This window comes from Parasalinivibrio latis, assembly GCF_036825535.1.
In the GTDB taxonomy this organism is placed as follows: domain Bacteria; phylum Pseudomonadota; class Gammaproteobacteria; order Enterobacterales; family Vibrionaceae; genus Parasalinivibrio; species Parasalinivibrio latis.
Genome location: NZ_CP098812.1, coordinates 3,671,273 through 3,689,345 on the forward strand (window position 1 = coordinate 3,671,273; position 18,073 = coordinate 3,689,345).

19 protein-coding genes are annotated in these 18,073 nt (G+C 54.7%); 8 read left to right on the forward strand and 11 right to left on the reverse strand.

Features of this window, described 5'->3' with window-relative positions; translation table 11 throughout:
* Positions 1–77: 77 nt before the first annotated feature.
* From NF212_RS16665 to recQ, 3 genes are all read right to left on the reverse strand, one after another.
* A complete protein-coding gene (locus tag NF212_RS16665) occupies positions 78–755 on the reverse strand; it encodes a 7-cyano-7-deazaguanine/7-aminomethyl-7-deazaguanine transporter (protein ID WP_434357543.1) in 678 nt (225 codons plus the stop codon).
* Between the two features lie 173 nt (positions 756–928).
* Positions 929–1,228 carry a DUF3630 family protein gene (locus NF212_RS16670; protein ID WP_434357545.1) on the reverse strand — a complete coding sequence of 100 codons (300 nt, stop codon included), beginning with the start codon at positions 1,226–1,228 and terminating at the stop codon, positions 929–931.
* A 32-nt stretch (positions 1,229–1,260) separates the two neighbouring features.
* On the reverse strand, positions 1,261–3,093 hold the full coding sequence (gene recQ, locus NF212_RS16675; RefSeq protein ID WP_434357547.1) for an ATP-dependent DNA helicase RecQ: 1,833 nt from the start codon (positions 3,091–3,093) through the stop codon (positions 1,261–1,263).
* 176 nt (positions 3,094–3,269) lie between these two features.
* Between recQ and rarD the strand changes: the two genes are divergently transcribed.
* From rarD to NF212_RS16690, 3 genes are all read left to right on the forward strand, one after another.
* Positions 3,270–4,160: an EamA family transporter RarD gene (rarD, locus tag NF212_RS16680; protein ID WP_434357549.1), complete on the forward strand. Its 891-nt coding sequence runs from the start codon at positions 3,270–3,272 to the stop codon at positions 4,158–4,160.
* A 44-nt stretch (positions 4,161–4,204) separates the two neighbouring features.
* A complete protein-coding gene (locus NF212_RS16685) occupies positions 4,205–4,843 on the forward strand; it encodes a LysE family translocator (RefSeq protein WP_434357551.1) in 639 nt (212 codons plus the stop codon).
* A 132-nt stretch (positions 4,844–4,975) separates the two neighbouring features.
* The gene (locus tag NF212_RS16690) at positions 4,976–5,476 is read left to right on the forward strand and encodes a DUF2780 domain-containing protein (RefSeq protein ID WP_434357553.1); all 501 of its coding nucleotides are present in this window, start codon (positions 4,976–4,978) and stop codon (positions 5,474–5,476) included.
* A gap of 60 nt (positions 5,477–5,536) precedes the next feature.
* Here NF212_RS16690 and uvrD read toward each other — a convergent pair whose 3' ends face one another.
* The gene (uvrD, locus tag NF212_RS16695) at positions 5,537–7,711 is read right to left on the reverse strand and encodes a DNA helicase II (protein WP_434357555.1); all 2,175 of its coding nucleotides are present in this window, start codon (positions 7,709–7,711) and stop codon (positions 5,537–5,539) included.
* Positions 7,712–7,957: 246 nt separating this feature from the next.
* Between uvrD and NF212_RS16700 the strand changes: the two genes are divergently transcribed.
* From NF212_RS16700 to NF212_RS16715, 4 genes are read left to right on the forward strand one after another with little or no spacing between them, the layout of a single operon-like run.
* Complete coding sequence (locus NF212_RS16700; protein ID WP_434357557.1) at positions 7,958–8,218, forward strand: BufA1 family periplasmic bufferin-type metallophore; 261 nt, start codon at positions 7,958–7,960, stop codon at positions 8,216–8,218.
* A 33-nt stretch (positions 8,219–8,251) separates the two neighbouring features.
* Positions 8,252–9,136 (forward strand): MNIO family bufferin maturase, encoded by an 885-nt coding sequence (bufB, locus tag NF212_RS16705; RefSeq protein WP_434357559.1) that lies wholly within the window; start codon positions 8,252–8,254, stop codon positions 9,134–9,136.
* Positions 9,133–9,882 (forward strand): HvfC/BufC family peptide modification chaperone, encoded by a 750-nt coding sequence (locus NF212_RS16710; protein WP_434357561.1) that lies wholly within the window; start codon positions 9,133–9,135, stop codon positions 9,880–9,882. Before bufB ends, NF212_RS16710 begins: the two co-directional genes overlap by 4 nt.
* Before the next feature lie 4 nt (positions 9,883–9,886).
* A complete protein-coding gene (locus NF212_RS16715) occupies positions 9,887–10,342 on the forward strand; it encodes a DoxX family protein (protein ID WP_434360907.1) in 456 nt (151 codons plus the stop codon).
* Here NF212_RS16715 and NF212_RS16720 read toward each other — a convergent pair.
* From NF212_RS16720 to lptM, 6 genes are all read right to left on the reverse strand, one after another.
* The gene (locus NF212_RS16720; RefSeq protein WP_434357563.1) at positions 10,339–11,055 is read right to left on the reverse strand and encodes an HAD-IA family hydrolase; all 717 of its coding nucleotides are present in this window, start codon (positions 11,053–11,055) and stop codon (positions 10,339–10,341) included. The two genes, NF212_RS16715 and NF212_RS16720, sit on opposite strands and share 4 nt — an antisense overlap.
* A gap of 23 nt (positions 11,056–11,078) precedes the next feature.
* The gene (xerC, locus tag NF212_RS16725) at positions 11,079–11,984 is read right to left on the reverse strand and encodes a tyrosine recombinase XerC (protein WP_434357565.1); all 906 of its coding nucleotides are present in this window, start codon (positions 11,982–11,984) and stop codon (positions 11,079–11,081) included.
* Entirely contained in the window at positions 11,981–12,655 is a 675-nt protein-coding gene (locus NF212_RS16730; RefSeq protein ID WP_434357567.1) for a DUF484 family protein, read from the reverse strand. The genes xerC and NF212_RS16730 overlap by 4 nt, the downstream gene beginning before the upstream one ends.
* A complete protein-coding gene (gene dapF / locus NF212_RS16735; protein WP_434357569.1) occupies positions 12,652–13,482 on the reverse strand; it encodes a diaminopimelate epimerase in 831 nt (276 codons plus the stop codon). The genes NF212_RS16730 and dapF overlap by 4 nt, the downstream gene beginning before the upstream one ends.
* A gap of 9 nt (positions 13,483–13,491) precedes the next feature.
* Positions 13,492–14,745 (reverse strand): diaminopimelate decarboxylase, encoded by a 1,254-nt coding sequence (lysA, locus tag NF212_RS16740; RefSeq protein WP_434357571.1) that lies wholly within the window; start codon positions 14,743–14,745, stop codon positions 13,492–13,494.
* A gap of 74 nt (positions 14,746–14,819) precedes the next feature.
* Complete coding sequence (lptM, locus tag NF212_RS16745; protein ID WP_434357573.1) at positions 14,820–14,975, reverse strand: LPS translocon maturation chaperone LptM; 156 nt, start codon at positions 14,973–14,975, stop codon at positions 14,820–14,822.
* A gap of 54 nt (positions 14,976–15,029) precedes the next feature.
* On the opposite strand from lptM, the gene cyaY reads away from it, so the two are divergent.
* Entirely contained in the window at positions 15,030–15,341 is a 312-nt protein-coding gene (gene cyaY, locus NF212_RS16750) for an iron donor protein CyaY (RefSeq protein WP_434357575.1), read from the forward strand.
* Positions 15,342–15,450: 109 nt separating this feature from the next.
* Here cyaY and NF212_RS16755 read toward each other — a convergent pair whose 3' ends face one another.
* Positions 15,451–18,021 (reverse strand): class I adenylate cyclase, encoded by a 2,571-nt coding sequence (locus NF212_RS16755; RefSeq protein WP_434357577.1) that lies wholly within the window; start codon positions 18,019–18,021, stop codon positions 15,451–15,453.
* Between the last annotated feature and the right edge of the window lie 52 nt (positions 18,022–18,073).

Sequence of the window (18,073 nt, forward strand, 5' to 3'; positions counted from 1 at the left end):
GGCATTGCGCCGGTTTCGAAATCATTTAGTAGCAAACGGGATGGGAACGTCTCACATCCTGTCCTTCGGCCTCATTTTTATTTTATCTCAGAAGCCATAACTTGCCCGCTTTGCTGTGAAACTGTGGTAATACGGCGAATGATCATATTGAGCAGTACGCCGTAAATCGGGACAAACAGGCCAAGGCTGATCACCAGTTTGAAGGTGTAATCCACCAACGCGATTTCTGTCCAGCGCTCTGCCATAAAGGCATCTGGGCTTTTGTAAAACGCAATGGCGAAAAAAGCCACGGTATCACTGGCATTACCAAAGATGGTCGAGCACGCCGGAGCCACCCACCACTGTTTCATCTGGCGCAAGCGGTTGAACACGTGGATATCGAGGATCTGGCCCAGCAGGTAAGCCATAAAGCTTGCCACCGCGATACGGAATACAAACAGGTTAAATTCTCCCAGCGGCGCCAAGCCCTGGTAACTTCCCTGGAAAAACACCACAGAAAGCAAATAGGAAATAACCAAAGACGGCAGCATCACCAGGAAGATAATACGCCGGGCCATACCAGCCCCATAAATACGGACCGTCAGATCTGTTGCCAGAAAAATAAACGGGAAAGTAAACGCCCCCCAGGTGGTGTGGAAACCGAAAAGGGTAAACGGGAGCTGAACCAGGTAATTGCTGGACGCGATGATAAAGAGGTGGAAAAGTACCAGGTAACCCAGAGCCTTACGCTGCTGAGCAGGGGAAAAAGTCTGCATGTCAGAACCTTTTTGTTAATTGGGGGTGAGGGAACCCAAATTTCATCTTCAGGAGAAATTCAGCTAAACAGCCGCCTTCTCCCGCCAAAGGGCGATGATTATACATTAATCGATTTGAATGTTAAGACAGTGGCGTACTTTCAAAGTGTTGCTAACGGTAAACCGCTGAGCTATCAGCGTTTACCAAGCCAACCCGCCAGAAATGCCAGTTCTTCCTGCCCTGTTCCATCCAGGGTTTCCAGCCACATTGAAGTACTGTAATGCTCGGCGCGGAGCATCAGACGGCAACCTTCAAAATCCACCAGCCAGCTGTGTAAATCCGCATCGGTCTGGGCTTCGGTTGCGTGCGCCCCAATCACTGAAAGAAAACCAGCCATCAGGGCCGGTGCGTTGTCGAAATCCAGCTCCGGTATTGTCAGAACCAAGCGGCCTTCATCCGGTTTAAATTCCAGGGAGGAAAAAGAAAAACTCATCGTGCACTCCATGCGCCAGGGCTACACCCTGCCTAATCACCCATGGTCAGGTGATCTTCAATCAAGTCGAGGAAAGCCTCGCCATACCGATCCAGTTTGACCTGCCCCACACCGTTCACCGCCAGCATTTCTGCCTGGGACGTCGGCAACATCTCCGCCATTTCGATCAAGGTGGCGTCATTGAACACCACATAAGGCGGGATATCATCCTCATCAGCGATTGCCTTACGCAGCTTACGCAACTTGGCAAACAGCTTCTTGTCGTAATGGCGGCTGCCGATCTTGTCTGCCCGGGTACGCTGGCTGAGCCCCAGCCGTGGCACCGCAAGCTCCAGAGACAGTTCGCCGCGCAGTATCGGGCGGGCCTGTTCAGTCAGCTGGAGCACTGAATTGCGGGCAATGTTCTGCATCAGGAAACCACGGTGGACAAGCTGGCGGATGATACTGACCCAATACTCGTGGCTCTCGTCCTTGCCGAGGCCCCAGGTTGAAAGCTTGTCATGGCCGTGATCCTTGATGCGCTGGTTTTGCATCCCGCGCAGGACTTCCACCACATAGCCGATACCAAAGCTCTGGTTCACCCGGTAAACACAGGACATGGCTTTTTGCGCCATTTCCGTACCGTCAAAGCGCTTTGGCGGATCGAGGCACACATCGCAGTTGCCGCAGGCGTCATGGCGGTATTCGCCGAAGTAATTGAGCAGCACCTGCCGTCGGCAGGTCTGGGCTTCGGCGAAAGCTGCCATGGCATTAAGTTTGTGACTTTCAACCTGCTTTTGTGGGCCTTCCGGCTTTTCATCCAGGCAGCGGCGCAACCAACCCATGTCTGCGGGATCGTAAAGCATCATCGCCTCAGCCGGCAGACCGTCCCGCCCGGCACGTCCGGTTTCCTGATAGTAGGACTCGATATTGCGCGGAATGTCATAGTGAACCACAAACCGCACGTTGGGTTTGTTAATCCCCATGCCGAAAGCTACCGTTGCAACCACAATCTGGACATCGTCACGCTGAAAGGCTTCCTGCACCCGGGCGCGCTCGTCGGCACTCATCCCGGCATGGTAAGCCGCAGCAGCAAAATGGGTTTCGCACAGCTTCTCGCACACCTGCTCCACCCGTTTCCGGCTGTTGCAGTAAATAATGCCGCTCTGGCCTTTCAGACCGGTAAGGAACTGAATGAGCTGGGCCTGGGGTTTGTGTTTTTCCACCAGGGTATAGCGGATATTCGGGCGGTCGAAGCTGCCGAGGTAAATATAGGGGTCGGCAAGTGACAGACGGGCTAGGATATCAGCCCGGGTAGTTTCATCTGCGGTAGCAGTAAGCGCCATCACCGGAACTGACGGGAATCGCTCCCGAAGCTGGCCAAGAGCGGCATATTCCTTGCGGAAATCATGCCCCCACTGGGAAATACAATGCGCCTCATCGATGGCAAACAGGGCGATGTTCAACGAGTCGAGGCGTTCCAGGAACTCTCGCATCAATGCCCGTTCAGGGGAAACGTACAGCAGCTTAATGTTACCGGCGTGCAGATCACGAAGGGTCTGGCTGAGGGCTTCCGGTGTCATGGAGGAGTTCAGGCAGGAGGCGGCAACACCGTTGGCCGCCAACTGGTCTACCTGGTCTTTCATCAGGGAGATAAGTGGTGAAACCACCACGGCCACGCCGTCGCGCACCAAAGCCGGTATCTGGTAACACAGTGACTTGCCACCGCCGGTCGGCATGATCACCAGGCAGTCTTTGCCTTCGATCGCCGCATCCACGACACCTTTCTGGCCTTCACGGAATGTCTGGTAGCCGAAGACCTCCCTCAGCACGGTTTCACCGTCTTGGAACGCCGGGGAATTTGTCAGTTCTTCGATACAGGACATGCCGCCACTCTAGCCATAAAAACAGCCGCCCATTCTACCCGCGCAGGGTTGTTCCGCCAACCGCAGCCGGTGGAAAAATGTGCTGGGATTTCCACGACCTCCTCCATATACTGACTAGTCCATCAACTGTTTTTAACGGAAAAAAACAGTAAATCAATAATAAGAAGGATTTTCCCGTGACCGACCAGAACCAGACCCGGCAAGGTGTATTACTCGCTCTGGGTGCCTTTACCATGTGGGGAATTGCCCCCGTGTACTTCAAGGCAATCACGGAAGTGCCGGCACCGGAAATCCTGGCTCACCGTGTTATCTGGTCATTTGTTTTTCTCGCCGCCATCATCTGGCTGACCGGAAATGTAAGCTCGCTGAAAACATTGGTTCGTTCGCCAAAACGCCTTGGGCTTCTGGCGATCACTTCCCTGTTTATTGGTGCCAACTGGCTGGTGTTTATCTGGGCGGTTAATAACAACCTGATGCTGGATGCCAGCCTTGGGTATTACATCAACCCACTGATCAGTATTGTGCTTGGCATGCTGTTCCTTGGTGAGCGGTTCCGTCGGTTACAGTGGTTTGCAGTGTTACTGGCAACAACCGGCGTCGTGGTACAGTTAGTCACTTTCGGTTCTCTGCCGTGGATTGCGCTGTTCCTTGCCGGTTCGTTCGGTACTTACGGGCTCCTGAGAAAGAAAATACGTGCCGATGCCGCAACCGGGCTTTTTATCGAGACCGCAGTGCTGTTACCCGTTGCGCTTATTTACCTGTTCGGCATTGCCGACTCCCCAACCTCTGATCTCTCTGGCAACAGCACGACGCTGAACCTGCTGCTTTTTTCCGCCGGCATTGTCACCACCCTGCCGCTTTTGTGCTTTACCGGTGCGGCTACCCGGCTCCGGCTTTCCACGCTGGGCTTTTTCCAGTATATCGGCCCGAGCCTGATGTTTATCCTCGCTGTCGCGTTTTACGGCGAGCGCTTTACCGCTGACAAGGCGACAACATTTGTATTTATCTGGCTGGCGCTGATCATCTTCACTTACGATGCCTGGCGAAACCGGCCAAAACATGGATGAAAAGAAACTTCCCCTGAAATTGTCTGAAAGGAGCGATACCAAACATGACTGATGCGCAGGTGCTTTTTTCGCTGGCCGGTATCTTTATCGTGGCGCTGGCAAGCCCGGGACCGGATTTCGCCCTGGTGGTACAAAATTCTGCCCGGTACGGGCGGCAGACAGGCGTCGCTGTCGCTCTCGGGCTGGCGGTGGGGATTGCCATCCACGCGACCCTCAGCATTTCCGGCATCAGCCTTTTGGTTCACCGCGACCCAACGCTCTATAACGTGGTCCAGATTGCCGGAGGCGCTTACCTTTTCTGGCTGGGGACAGGTGCATTGAAAAGCGCACTGCGAAGCCCTGACTCAGGCGTAACAAAGACGGCAGCACAGCTTTCCACGCACCGGGAGGCGTTTGTAAAAGGGCTAACGACCAACCTTTTTAACCCCAAGGCGCTGGTGTTTTTTGTCAGCCTGCTCTCTACCCTGATTCCGGCAACCATGTCTGGCCCCGGCCGGGTAAGTGCCATATTCCTGCTGTTCGCTATGGGGTTTTTCTGGTTTGCCATGCTGGCGTCGGTTCTGACCACCCGGGCAATTCAGCAGCGCCTGCAACGAATAACCCGGGTCATCGATGCGCTCACTGCTCTGGTTTTTTGTACTGCCGGCGGCTCAATACTGTGGTTTGCCGTCTCATCCCTGTAACCGGGCGGCACATCCTTACGCATTTCTGACATCATCGCGGTGACATTACTGACCCATAAGCGCACAATGATATTCCAGCGCCAACCATCATAAGCATCTATAAATTGGCGTATTTCAACAAAGGAGATTTTCATGCGTAAGCACTTTGCGAAAACGTCGGCCTGTGCGGTACTGGCTCTGGCATTGCCTTTTACCTCCCTGCCTTCGTATGCATTCAGCCTGGATGACCTTGGCGGTATCGTGAAAGAAGTCGCCGGCAGCAGCGAACAGGCGCAGGCCAGCTCCCCGCTGGTATCTGCACTGACTGATCAGGTTAAGGGCCTGTCCGGTGAACAGGCTGTGGGTGGCGCCGGTGCCCTGCTGGCCCTGGCACAGAACAGTCTCGGTGGTGAGCAAAAGAATGAACTGGGTAAACTGATCCCTGGCATGGACAGCCTGATGTCTGCCATACCCGGCGGTCTGGGTGACACCATCAAGAACATGGATACAGTAAACAGTGTATGCAACATGCTGGGCATTGATCCGGCTTTGGTTGCCCAACTGGCACCGGTAGCCCTTCAATTCCTTGGCCAGCAAGGAGCCAGCCAGGGCTTGCTGAGCTCACTGGGTTCTCTGTGGCAGGTTGAGAAATAACCTTCCCAGTCTGGATACAAAAAAGCGGTGGCTCCAGGGCCACCGCTTTTTTTTGGGGGCTTATGCCATCGGCTCCAGTTTCGCGTACTGGGTCACCAGCCACTTGATACCCTCACCGTTGAAAGCAACCTGCACCCGGCTCTGGGCACCACTGCCTTCAAAATTGATGATGGTACCCTCACCAAATTTCGGGTGTTTTACCCGCTGGCCAAGGTTAAAGCCCGTCTGGTTAAAGTTGTTGTTGACGGTTTCCTGGCTGAAACGCCCTGCCGCTGTAGCCGGGCGTGAAACCTGGGCGCGCATCCGCACTTCTTCCAGGCAGGTTTCCGGCAGTTCGCGGATAAATCGGGACGGCCGGTGGAACATGTCCTTACCGTACAGGCGGCGCATTTCCGCATGGCAGATGTAGAGTTTCTGCATCGCACGGGTCATGCCTACATAACAGAGACGGCGCTCCTCTTCCAGGCGGCCAGACTCTTCTGACGACATCTGGCTCGGGAACATCCCTTCTTCCACCCCCACCATGAACACCAGCGGGAACTCCAGGCCCTTGGCACTGTGGAGGGTCATCAGCTGAACAGCATCATCAAACTCATCAGCCTGGCCTTCACCGGCTTCAAGTGCGGCATGGGAAAGGAATGCTGAAAGCGGTGTCATACCTTCGGCTTCTTCCGGCACCTCAAACTGGCGGGTTGCAGTGACCAGTTCCTCAAGGTTGTCGATACGAGACTGGGCTTTTTCACCTTTTTCCTGTTCGTACATGGTACGCAGGCCGGAGTTGCGGATCACCGCATCGGTCTGCTGGAACAGCACCATCTCGCGTGTTTCGTCTTCCAGTGCATCCACCAGTTCGACAAACCTGCGCAAGGCGGTGGCAGCACGGCCAGCCAGGACCTGCTCGTTCAGGAGCTGGATACAGGCTTCCCACATGGTAGTACCACGGTCACGGGCAGCCAGACGCACGGTTTCCAATGTCCGGTCGCCGATACCACGGGTTGGGGTATTCACCACACGCTCGAAGGATGCATCATCGTTGCGGTTGGCAATCAGGCGAAGGTACGCCAGGGAGTCCTTGATTTCCTGGCGCTCGAAGAATCGCATACCGCCGTATATCCGGTACGGGAGCTGGGCCTGGATAAGCGCCTCTTCCAGCACACGGGACTGGGCGTTGTTACGGTAGAGGAAGGCTACATCGTTGAGTGCGCCGCCCTCATCCAGCCAGGATTTCACCCGGCCAACCACAAAACGGGCTTCATCCAGCTCATTGAATGCGGAATAGACCGAAATGCGATCGCCTTCGGACCCTTCCGTCCACAGGTTCTTGCCAAGGCGCTCACTGTTGTTGGAGATCAACTCATTGGCGGCATTCAGGATATTGGCGGTAGAGCGGTAGTTCTGTTCCAGGCGGATAGTCTGGGCATTGGTGAACTCGTTCAGGAACCGCTGGATATTCTCAACCTTGGCACCGCGCCAACCGTAAATGGACTGGTCGTCATCACCGACAATCATCACGTTGGCCTGGGTACCGGCTATCATCCGAAGCCAGGCGTACTGGATGTTGTTGGTGTCCTGGAACTCGTCCACCAGGATATGGTGGAAACGGGCCTGGTAATGCTCACGGATATGTTGTTTGTCACGCAGCAGTTCATGGCAGCGCAGTAACAACTCGGCAAAATCCACCAGCCCGGCACGGTCACAGGCTTCCTGGTAGGCACTGTAAATACGCAGCCAGGTTCGTTCTGCGGGGTCAAAGGTATCGATATGGTGGGCACGCAAGCCTTCGTCTTTCTTGGCATTGATATACCAGGACGCCTGGCGCGCCGGCCAGTGTTTCTCATCCAGGTTCTGCGCCTTGATGATACGTTTCAACAGGCGTTGCTGGTCATCTGAATCGAGGATCTGGAAGTCCTGCGGCAAGTTGGCATCCAGGTGGTGAGCACGCAGGATCCGGTGGCAAAGGCCGTGGAAGGTGCCACTCCACATCCCGGATGCGGTGCCCCGGGTCAGGTCTTCAATACGGTGGCGCATCTCTGCTGCCGCCTTGTTGGTAAAGGTCACCGAAAGGATAGAGAACGGTGAGGCCTGCTCCATTCGCATCAGCCAGGCAATACGATGAACCAGCACCCTGGTTTTGCCACTGCCGGCACCGGCCAGTACCAGGTAGTTGCCAAGAGGCGCGGCAACGGCTTCGCGCTGTTTGTCGTTCAGGCCATCAATGAGATCTGTTACGTCCATCGTATTTCACTGGTTATTTATACACAGGTTGAAAAGTATAACCGATCGGAAGGGGAAAAACGCGCGGAAAATAACCCATCAAGATCATCCTGTTACCAGCCGAATGGCGAAAAAATCCAATATTTTCCGTACCAACGTGAAAGTTTTCCGGGGGAACATCTATCTTTTAAACTGAGAGCGCCAACACACCAGTAACGCAGGCGCAACTCTATCGCAACACACAACTATGAGATGAGAGGGAAAATCATGAGTAAGAAGAACTTTGCTGTTGCTGCCGCGGTTACCGGCTTACTGGCTCTGGGTGCAACCACTTTGACCACCGCTCCTGCCCATGCGGCTGAAAAAGAAAAGTGCTATGGCGTTGTGAAAGCAGGCAAGAATGATTGTGCGACAGCCAGCAGTTCTTGTGCCGGTACGTCCAAAACTGACGGCCAGAAAGACGCCTTCGTAATGGTACCAAAAGGCCTTTGTGATCGCCTGGCGGGCGGTTCTAAAACTGCAGGCTAATTTAACCGCCAAACCAAATAAGGGAGCACTGTTATGATCCAGACTGATCACATCGCCAAACCGCAAAAGCCAGTCGGCGTCGGTCTGCGTGCTCCCCATTTTGGTTATTTTTGTGAGCAAAAGCCGGATACCGGCTGGCTCGAAATCCACAGTGAGAATTTCTTTCGTGTGGACGGCGCACCGAGGGAAACCCTTCGCCATCTCAGAAGCCACTACGCGATCAGCTGCCACGGTGTCGGCTTGTCTTTAGGGTCTGTCGACCCGGTAAACCGCCAGCACCTTAACTCGCTGGTCAGCCTCGTCAACGAAATTGAGCCTTTCCTGGTATCTGATCACCTGAGCTGGAGTTCGGTGGACGGGCAGTATTTCAATGACCTGCTCCCACTTCCCTATACCGAAGAAGCCCTTGAGGTGTTTTGCCGCAATGTGCTTGAAGTGCAGGATGCCCTTAAAAGGCCGATTCTGGTGGAAAACCCGTCCAGCTACCTTTCCTACAGCCATTCCACCATCAACGAGTGGGATTTTCTGGTTGAAGTGCAAAAGCGCACCGACTGCGGGCTGCTGCTGGATCTGAACAATATTTACGTCAGTGCCTTTAACCACGGCTTTGACGCCCAGGAATACCTTGCTGCTATCGACCCGGCCACCGTCGGGGAGATCCACCTTGCCGGGTTTACCGTCAAACAACTGCCCCAGGGGGAAGTGTGGATAGATACCCACAGCATGCCGGTCACCGACGGGGTATGGGCATTGTACCGCCAATGGCTGGAAACACATGCCGCCGCTCACAACGTCCCCCCGACACTGATTGAATGGGACCGGGACTTGCCCGAGCCACAGGTTTTGCTTACTGAAGCCGACAAAGCAAAGGCCATCATCCGGGAAACATGCGCAGTCACGGAAGGAGATGCAGCATGAACCCCTCACCTTCCCTTTCCGATCTCCAACGGGGATTTGCAGATGAATTGCATTACCGCCCGGCGGCTTTGCCCGTTCAGGATGGTGTGGCAGATGCTGACGGGTTGCTTCAAATCTACCGCAACAACTTTGTCATCACGCTGACGGAGTGCCTGGAGCTTGCGTACCCGGCATGCCAGAAACTGGTTGGTGAAGAGTTTTTTGAAGCCGTTGCCCGCCGCCACATACTCTCTTACCCGTTAAGTACAGCATCTGTTTCCGACTACGGCGAGGGCTTTGCCGATACCCTTGCCGGGCTGGAGGCCGTTACCTCAAATACCCCATATCTCCCGGATCTGGCCCGCGTTGAATGGATGGTCTATCGCCTGAGCCAGTTCCCCTGGGCCGCCAACGAGTTTCCTTTTGACCTGCTGCAACAGGTACCGCCGGAACAGATGGGAGATTTGCACCTTGTCCCATCCGGCCTTGTCGGCTTGGTTTCAGCCGAATATGCAGTCGGCGATCTCTGGCAGTGGCTGCAGCACGGGGAAGGAGACCCTCCGGCACTTTCACCCGGCCAGCACCTGGCCGTGATCCGGCGGGAGGACGGCATAGGGTTTGCCACCCTGACAGGCACCGAAGCGCAGCTCCTTGCCGCCTGTTATCAGAATTTAACCCTGGGAGAGATACCGCAGGACTGGCTGTCTGCCCTGGGACCTTTGGTTGAAAAACAACTGCTCTGCAGTTTCCGGCTAGATGCTGAATAATAAAATGGAGTACACCATGTTGAACCTGGTTGTGAGAATTGATGCGCTATTTAAAGCACCGCTAACGGCGCTTGCCCCGGTAATCCTGTTGATCGCCCGGCTGTGGGTCGCGTGGGTGTTTTTCAATTCAGGGCTTATCAAATACAGCAGCTGGGACAGCACCCTGTACCTTTTCGAGTATGAATACCAGGTTCCGTTACTGCCTTGGCAACTGGCAGCTTATTTGGGAACAGCCACCGAACTTATCGTCCCGGTATTCCTTGCCCTTGGACTGCTCACAAGGCCATTTGCGGTCATTTTATTTGTCTTCAATATTATCGCGGTGGTCTCCTACCCGTTACTTTGGGAGAAAGGGTTCTTTGACCACCAGATGTGGGGCTGGATGTTGCTGATGGTCGCTATCTGGGGACCCGGCCTGTTGTCACTGGATGGCGTGATAGAAAAGAAAGCGGACAGTTAAAGCAAACCCAACAACGCTGATATCTCCCCGATTTCAACGTCCGGCAGCACAGCAACCCTTTGACCTTTAAGCTGCCGGTTATTTTTGTGGTTGTACCAACATGCCCGGAAGCCCGCTTTCCGGGCACCCAATACATCTGAAACAAGATGATCCCCCACATGCACAATCGCACTGCCCGGTAACCCCAGAGCCGCCTCTGTTTTCTCAAACATATCGGCAGCCGGTTTTGCCGCCCCGTCAAAGCCGGCCTTGAACGCAAAATCAAAATAAGGAGCCAGGCCGATGGCATCGATATCCACGTTACCATTGGTGATCGCCACCAGCGGGAACACTTTCCTGAGCGCTTCAAGAGTCTCAAATGTTTCACGGGGAACATCTACCCGGCTGCGCTCAGCCAGAAAATAGGCCACGGCCTCATCGGCCAGATCTGCCGAAGCCTCACCGGACAGACCCGCCGCCAAACCCGCCAGCCGCAGTTGGTGACGCCTGGATTCAGTCACATGGAAACGCCTTGCCGGATCTTCTGCAATGGCCTGAACCTTGAACGCTTTCATCTCATTGCAAGAAAACGCTGAGAACGCCGGGTTTCGGGCTTCCAGCCAATCCGTCAGCAGTTTTTCAGCACGGATAATCACCGGCACGTTGTCGTACAGGGTATCGTCCAAATCAAAGCTGAGTGCCTGAATATCGCCCAGAGCGCGGTAAAATCGCATGCGTTCTCCTGCCGGCTGCGCCGTTATTTCTTGCGGGCCCGTGGGTGGGCTTCATCATACACCTTGGCAAGGTGCTGGAAATCCAGGTGGGTGTATACCTGGGTGGTCGAAAGGTCAGCATGGCCCAAAAGCTCTTGCACGGCCCTAAGGTCGCCGCTGGACTCCAGCATATGGGTAGCAAAACTGTGGCGCAGTTTGTGCGGGTTGATATGGCTGTTTACCGACTGCTTCTGCCCCCATTCAGCCATACGTTTTTGGACGCTGCGGTGGGAAATTCGGTTGCCAAGCTTGGAAACAAAGAGGGCATCCTCAGGGCCTTTAAGCAGCAGGTTGCGCACTTTAAGCCACTTAAAAAGCCACTCCTGTGCCATTCCGGCAAAATAGACCAGGCGTTCCTTGTCACCCTTACCAATCACCCGGAGCTCACCGCTGCGCGCTTTGACATCACGGACATCAAGGTTAACCATCTCCGCAAGGCGCAAACCGGCTCCATACATGAGCTCCATCATCGCCCGGTCTCGTACTGCGAGCGGATCATCCTCGTTGACGTCCATCAGTTGGTTAATTTCATCAACATCAAGGTTTTTCGGCAGTACCTTGCCTTTGCGCGGGGCTGAAACCCCCTTGGCCGGGTTGGCCGGGAGTTGCCCGGCTCGTACCATGTAATCGAGAAAGCTGCGAAGGGCGGACAGGCGCAGCGCAATACTGCCGGGCTTGAGCCCCTCCCGCTTGGCCTTGGCCGCAATCTGGCGTACCCAGGTTGCATCCACGTCCTGCCACTGCTTTACGCCTGACTGAACGAGGTATTCCACCACAGCAGTCAACTGTTGCTTGTAATTGCGCTGGGTCAGCAGGCTGAGGCCACGTTCATCAATTTGGTAGATATAGAACTTTTCCAGCGGGGTGATCAGTGATGCTGGAAGGCTCATGGCGTTTCCTGCCGGGTTGCCAGCCGGACCAGAAGACGGGACAGCCGGTCGAGAAACAGGGTATCCATGCTTGGCTGGAAATGGCCGCCATCATCACTGGCAAATGCCAGTACGCCGAGCTCCTTGCCCTGCAAAAGAGGGATCAGGGCATAACTCCCTAACTGAGGGGCGTTGGCAAAAAAATGCTCACCCTCAGCCTGGCGCAGGCGGCCAAGGTAACAGTGGTTACCGGCAAAATGGTTGGCACGCAGGGATTCAAAGCGTTTGCGATCCAGGCTTCTTGCACCGTCAGCATCAAAAAGACGCAGGCTTACCCTGAGCTTGAGGGCGGCAGCGAGTTTGTTGAGAGCGGCTTCTGCTGCTTCCAAGGTCTCCGCATCCATCACCGCCAGTTCACACTCAGTGAAGTGACGGAACAGCAATTCATTACGGCTGGCCTGGGACATCAATGTGGTAATGTCCTCCTCCAGATCGCGGATACGATCGCGGAGCCGGGTCATCTGGATTTCCACCAGGGAAACCGAGCCACGCTCTTCGTGGGGAATACGCAACTGCGCCAGCAACTCAGGCTGGCGCAGGAAAAAGTCGGGATTCTCGCGGAGAAAGGCGGCTACCGTCTCTTCATTGAGAGGAACCGTCTCCAACTCTCCGTACTGGCTGATATCCGTCATAGTGTCAGTTGTCCGTCAAATACATGGGTTGCGGGCCCGGTCATGTAAAGCGGCTTACCCGGCCCCTGCCACTGGATCTGCAAATCGCCGCCCGGCAGGGTAACTTTCACATCGCTGTCCAGGATCCCCTGGACAATACCGATAGCCACAGCGCCACAGGCACCGCTGCCGCATGCCTGGGTCTCCCCGGCGCCACGCTCATATACCCGAAGTTTAACCGCTTTTCGCGAAATTACCTGCATGAAGCCGACATTTACCCGTTCAGGGAAGCGTTCATGGCTCTCAACCAGGGGGCCAAGGCCCTCCACATCCGCAATGTCAACGTCATCAACCACGGTAACACAATGGGGGTTGCCCATACTTACCGCACCGACCAGCAAGGTACGGTCACCTGCCGGCAGCAGGTAGGTTTTCTCCTCGCTGTTGGCACGGAACGGGATCTTGCCCGGGGTGAAAACCGGCTCTCCCATATTGACCCGTACCTGGTTGTCTTCGTTGACCTTGAGGGTCATGCGGCCGGCCGAGGTGGTCACCACAATGCTATGTTTGTTGGTCAGCCCTTTCAGGCGGACAAAGCGGGCAAAGCAGCGTGCGCCATTGCCGCACTGTGCCACTTCACTGCCGTCGGCATTGAAAATCCGGTAGTGGAAATCGGCGTCCGGGTCATAAGGCGGCTCAACCAGTAACATCTGGTCAAAGCCCACCCCCTGATGACGGTCGGCCAGGCGCTTTATCATCTCTTTCGAGAAGAAAGCATTTTGAGTCACACAGTCAACAACAACAAAGTCGTTACCAAGACCGTGCATTTTGGAAAATTGAACCTGCATCCGACCTCTTTATTCCGGAATAATGCTTTCCTGTTGCCACAATTGTGACAGTTCTTCACGCTGGCGGATCACGTGTACTTTATCGCCGTCCACCAGCAACTCTGCCGCCCTGCAGCGGGAGTTATAGTTGGACGACATTGCAAAGCCATAGGCACCAGACGATCGCACGGCCAGCAGGTCGCCCTGCTCCAGGACCAATGCCCGGTCCTTACCGAGAAAATCACCGGTTTCACACACCGGGCCAACCAGATCGTAGATCTGCGGCTCTCCTTCACGGGGGGCAACCGGAACAATGTCCTGCCAGGCCTGGTAGAGTGCCGGGCGCATCAGGTCATTCATTGCTGCATCGATAATGGCAAAGTTCTTGTGTTCGTTGTATTTGAGGAACTCCACCCGGGTCAGCAACACACCTGCATTGGCTGCAATTGCACGTCCCGGTTCAAAAACCAGTTCCAGCGTGGGATGGTCTTTCAGGCGGCCAAGCAGCGCACTGGCATAGTCCGCGGGCAGTGGCGGCTGCTCATCACTGTAGGTCACCCCCAGCCCGCCACCTACATCAAGATGGCGGATCTCAATGCCCTTGCCCTCAAGGGTTTCAATCAACGCCAACAGACGGTCAGTGGATTCAACGAAAGGGCCGAGCTCTGTCAGCTGGGAACCGATGTGACAGTCGATACCACACACTTCAAGGTTTGGCAGGCTGGCTGCATAGCCGTAGACTTCTTCCGCCCGGTCGAACGCAATACCGAATTTGTTCTCTTTCAGCCCGGTCGATATATAAGGGTGGGTTTTGGCATCTACATCCGGGTTAATACGCAGGGACACCGGCGCCGTCAGGTTCATATCCCCGGCCACCTGGTTGAGGCGGTCAAGCTCAGGTTCAGATTCCACATTGAAACACTTGATGCCAACGGACAGCGCACGGCGCATTTCTGCTGCCGTTTTCCCTACACCGGAGAAAACCACTTTGGCCGGATCGCCCCCAGCGGCCAGCACGCGTTCCAATTCTCCCTGGGAGACGATATCAAAACCTGAACCCAAGCGGGCCAGCACATTCAGCACGCCGATATTGGAGTTGGCTTTCACCGCATAGCAAATAAGGTGCGGGTGATCGGTCACCGCATTGTCGAAGGCATGCCAGTGGCGTTCCAGCGTCGCGCGAGAATAGACATAAAGGGGCGTGCCGTACTGCTCGGCCAGTGATGAGAGTGCAACGTCTTCAGCAAAGAGTTCGCCACTTTCCTGATAATTAAAATAGTCCAATGTAGTGCCTTCCCTGATAAATCTGTTTTAAATGGCTGAAATTACATAAGTTAGCCTTGGGGCAATCACAACCGCTAGGGTTGTGGTTGCTCTTGCGGCTGATCTTGCGGCGGCTGTTCATGTGGATAGTACAGCGGGCCTTGCTGTCCACAGCCGGAAAGCAGGGTTGATCCTGCCAGTAGTGCCATCAGAAAAATACATTTACGCATAGTATTGCCAGTGATAAACATAGCGATGCCCTCTATAATCGCACCAAGAAATTGAAAAGCAATAGGACGCAAGGGATGAACAGCGCTGAATACCACGAGAAAGTCGAAGAAGTCTTTTCTGCCATCGAAGAAGGCATTGATGAGTCCGGTGCAGATGTTGACTACGAAACCTCAGGCAACGTACTGACCCTGGAGTTCGACGACCGCAGCCAAATCATCATTAACAAGCAGGAAGCCATGTCTGAAATCTGGCTGGCATCCCGCAGTGGCGGTTACCACTGCAGCTGGAAGGATGGCGACTGGCGTTGCAGCAAAACCGGCCTGACGTTTATGGATCTGGTTAAACGTGAATGCAGCCTGCATGCAGGTGAAGAGGTGGACTGGTAAATCCCAGCCACAGGATCGATAAAGGCCGGGTATCCGGCCTTTTCACTTTCTGTGCCTAAAGGCAGTGATACCCATTGGATTGTTTCGCTGGTCATTGTGACCGGATGCATTACTTAAATGAGTGCATCATGGTCGCCGCACTGGTTTCCGGGCGGCGTGGCAGACGCTCACTTTTGTAAGGGATCACCTGGGCACTGCCGGTATCGGTATGCACGATATCGTAAAACTGTGGCAGGTTGAAGTTCACGCTGTGTGAGTTGGTGTAGCTCAGCCGGTCCTGTGCAGACGTGTAGAAATGGCTCAGGCTCTGCACCATTTCATCTTTGTTGCAGCTGTGCTGGCGGTACACTTCCACCCGGTTGTTCTCATCCAGGATATAGATATTGAGCCCACTCTCCGCGCTTTCGAAGAAGAACTGGATAAGCCCTTCACTGGCATAGGCATCCACGATCTCCGGCGGGTGGATCATCTCATCTTTGTCGAGGAACAGCAGCGGCGAGCCGGTCAGCTTGTTGGTGGAAATACAGCGGTAGAACTCCACTGAGTTTTCCAGCTTCTGTACCGATACTCCCCGGCGCTCGAAGAACAGGCCATAGGTCTGGGCACCAATCTTCAATGCCTTGAAACGGCGGCGCTTTTCCAGCTCTATCGGCTTAAGGCGCATCTCGATACACTCGGCAACCAGCTGGTAAACCAGGTTACGGATAAGCCCGCGCATTTTCTTGGAGTAGCAGAACACATCCACCGATTCAGGCGGTATCGCATCCTGGTGCATCTTGCCCAGCATGGTCTTCAGCGCATCCAGCATTGCCCCTTCACCGCTGAAGTGCAGCGTACGGATCTCATTCCACGAATTGCGGTAAACCAGATCCACACTGCCGACCAGGCAGTCCTGGTCTTCGCCGTAACTGAAAATGTCACTGTTCTTGAAATCAAAGCGCAGTGAATTCTGGCGAAGGCGCACTGTCGGGTCATCTTCCAGGTTGACATAAAGTGCCAACTGACGGATTTCACACGGGCTTGCCAGTGCCTGCGGACTTGGTTTAGGGCGCAGTATAGAGAAGGTATTGCGGATGTCACTGACCAGCTGGTAGAGCTTGTCGAGGTCAACATCTGCATCCCGGACCACGGTATGCAACTGAGTCGATTCTGTCAGCAGTCCGTTAAAGAACGCCCATGCAACCAGCTTTGACAGGTAGCGGTTATGTTCAAGCGGGGAACGCCCGATAATATCGACCGGCTTCAGTGACTGCTTGTAAAGGTACCAGCCCGCCGGGTTGGTACGCCCTTCCGGCACCTGGATAAAAGACAGGTCCGGTTCATGGAGATCGGGGGAGATCTGTGGGTTAAGCAGAGTTACCTTACCCGGCAGTACCTCAAAGGCAGCATAGAGCTTACGGGCCAGGATACTGATGTCTTCCGGGCTGATGGCGGAGGTGATGTCATTGCGGCGCGCAAACCGGATAAGGTTGCGGTAGCTCAGCATCAGGGCATCAAGCAGCTCGTTGTGCATCACCTTGACGTCTTCGACCTTCCAGTGGCGACGGCTGTCGAGCAATTTGAGCTCATCTTCCGACCAGCCCCACTCCACGGTCAGCTCTTTCAGCACATCGCGACGCCAGGGCACGGTTTCACCGGTTGGCTTGCGGGAAAGCTTCTCGTGGGTTTTGAGGTAGAAGCAGCGGCGTACCAGCTCAAGGCGGCGTTCATCACCGATCATCTGGAGATAGCGTGTCACTTTCTCCAGCATCAGGTAATAGGCGTCACAGTGGTAATCTTCCAGGCTGCCGGCAAAGAAGCGGCGTTTGCCGTCAACACTCAGGAGCTGCGTATTCGGGTATTCCCAGGAATAGGCTTCCAGCAGAATCGCCTTAAGCACTGACTTGTATGGTGAATCAATGCTTTTATACAGCTGCCAGAGGCTGGCACCGAAGTACTCTTCTGCCGGGATATTTGGCAAGCCGCCAAAATCAATCCAGTCATCCCGGTTGAGCGAACCGGCTTCACAAAGCTGCTCGACATATTCGTCGTAGCAGGCTTCCATCTCTGGCGGCACCATGTACCACAACAGATGGAGACCCGCGAGGTGTACCGCTGAACGGTAGAATTCGTCCAACAGCAACCAATGCTGGCTGGAACCACAGTTATCACCGGTCATTGCCTGGGCAAGGTTGTGGCGGAAACGGTTTTCACACACCACAAAGAAGTTAACTTCTACCCCTTTCGAAAGCGCCCAGTCAGAAGCAAGTGAACACTTACTTTCCAACGCATCACGTGCATCGGAATCCATCCATTCCCGCACACACACCCAGACATCCAGGTCACTGGTCTGGCTTTGGCCAAGCGAACCGGTACTGCCCATGGAAAACAATCCCATGATCGGGCACTGTTCGCGGGTAAGGGTTAGTTGTGGGATGGAGATATGGCCGGAAGTCAGGGCACTGTCGGCAATGAAATCGAGCTGGGCCGGCGTCGGGGAATAGTCGGCAATACCTTGAGGAACGGAACCGTCCAGGTAACCGGGAATCGCCGGGTGGTTGTAATGCAGAAGCACCGGCAAAATGTCAAAAACCCTTAACGCCTGGGTGCTCAGCGCAGCTCGGGCGCGCTCGGCTCTCAGCCTGTTAAAGGTTTGTATCTGTTGAAACTGCTGCTTGAAATAGTCTTGCAAGTTAAGCACCCAGATACGGTGACATCCCTTTCATTGGAAATGGCACCCAGCTCAAAGATTA

Coding starts and splice junctions, on each gene's coding strand:
- bufB (WP_434357559.1), top strand. CDS start 8,252: ATGATCCAGACTGATCACATCGCCAAACCGCAAAAGCCAGTCGGCGTC.
- dapF (WP_434357569.1), bottom strand. CDS start 13,482: ATGCAGGTTCAATTTTCCAAAATGCACGGTCTTGGTAACGACTTTGTT.
- NF212_RS16710 (WP_434357561.1), top strand. CDS start 9,133: ATGAACCCCTCACCTTCCCTTTCCGATCTCCAACGGGGATTTGCAGAT.
- recQ (WP_434357547.1), bottom strand. CDS start 3,093: ATGTCCTGTATCGAAGAACTGACAAATTCCCCGGCGTTCCAAGACGGT.
- NF212_RS16715 (WP_434360907.1), top strand. CDS start 9,887: ATGGAGTACACCATGTTGAACCTGGTTGTGAGAATTGATGCGCTATTT.
- NF212_RS16730 (WP_434357567.1), bottom strand. CDS start 12,655: ATGACGGATATCAGCCAGTACGGAGAGTTGGAGACGGTTCCTCTCAAT.
- lptM (WP_434357573.1), bottom strand. CDS start 14,975: ATGTTTATCACTGGCAATACTATGCGTAAATGTATTTTTCTGATGGCA.
- NF212_RS16670 (WP_434357545.1), bottom strand. CDS start 1,228: ATGAGTTTTTCTTTTTCCTCCCTGGAATTTAAACCGGATGAAGGCCGC.
- NF212_RS16685 (WP_434357551.1), top strand. CDS start 4,205: ATGACTGATGCGCAGGTGCTTTTTTCGCTGGCCGGTATCTTTATCGTG.
- NF212_RS16690 (WP_434357553.1), top strand. CDS start 4,976: ATGCGTAAGCACTTTGCGAAAACGTCGGCCTGTGCGGTACTGGCTCTG.
- NF212_RS16720 (WP_434357563.1), bottom strand. CDS start 11,055: ATGCGATTTTACCGCGCTCTGGGCGATATTCAGGCACTCAGCTTTGAT.
- uvrD (WP_434357555.1), bottom strand. CDS start 7,711: ATGGACGTAACAGATCTCATTGATGGCCTGAACGACAAACAGCGCGAA.
- cyaY (WP_434357575.1), top strand. CDS start 15,030: ATGAACAGCGCTGAATACCACGAGAAAGTCGAAGAAGTCTTTTCTGCC.
- NF212_RS16700 (WP_434357557.1), top strand. CDS start 7,958: ATGAGTAAGAAGAACTTTGCTGTTGCTGCCGCGGTTACCGGCTTACTG.
- NF212_RS16665 (WP_434357543.1), bottom strand. CDS start 755: ATGCAGACTTTTTCCCCTGCTCAGCAGCGTAAGGCTCTGGGTTACCTG.
- xerC (WP_434357565.1), bottom strand. CDS start 11,984: ATGAGCCTTCCAGCATCACTGATCACCCCGCTGGAAAAGTTCTATATC.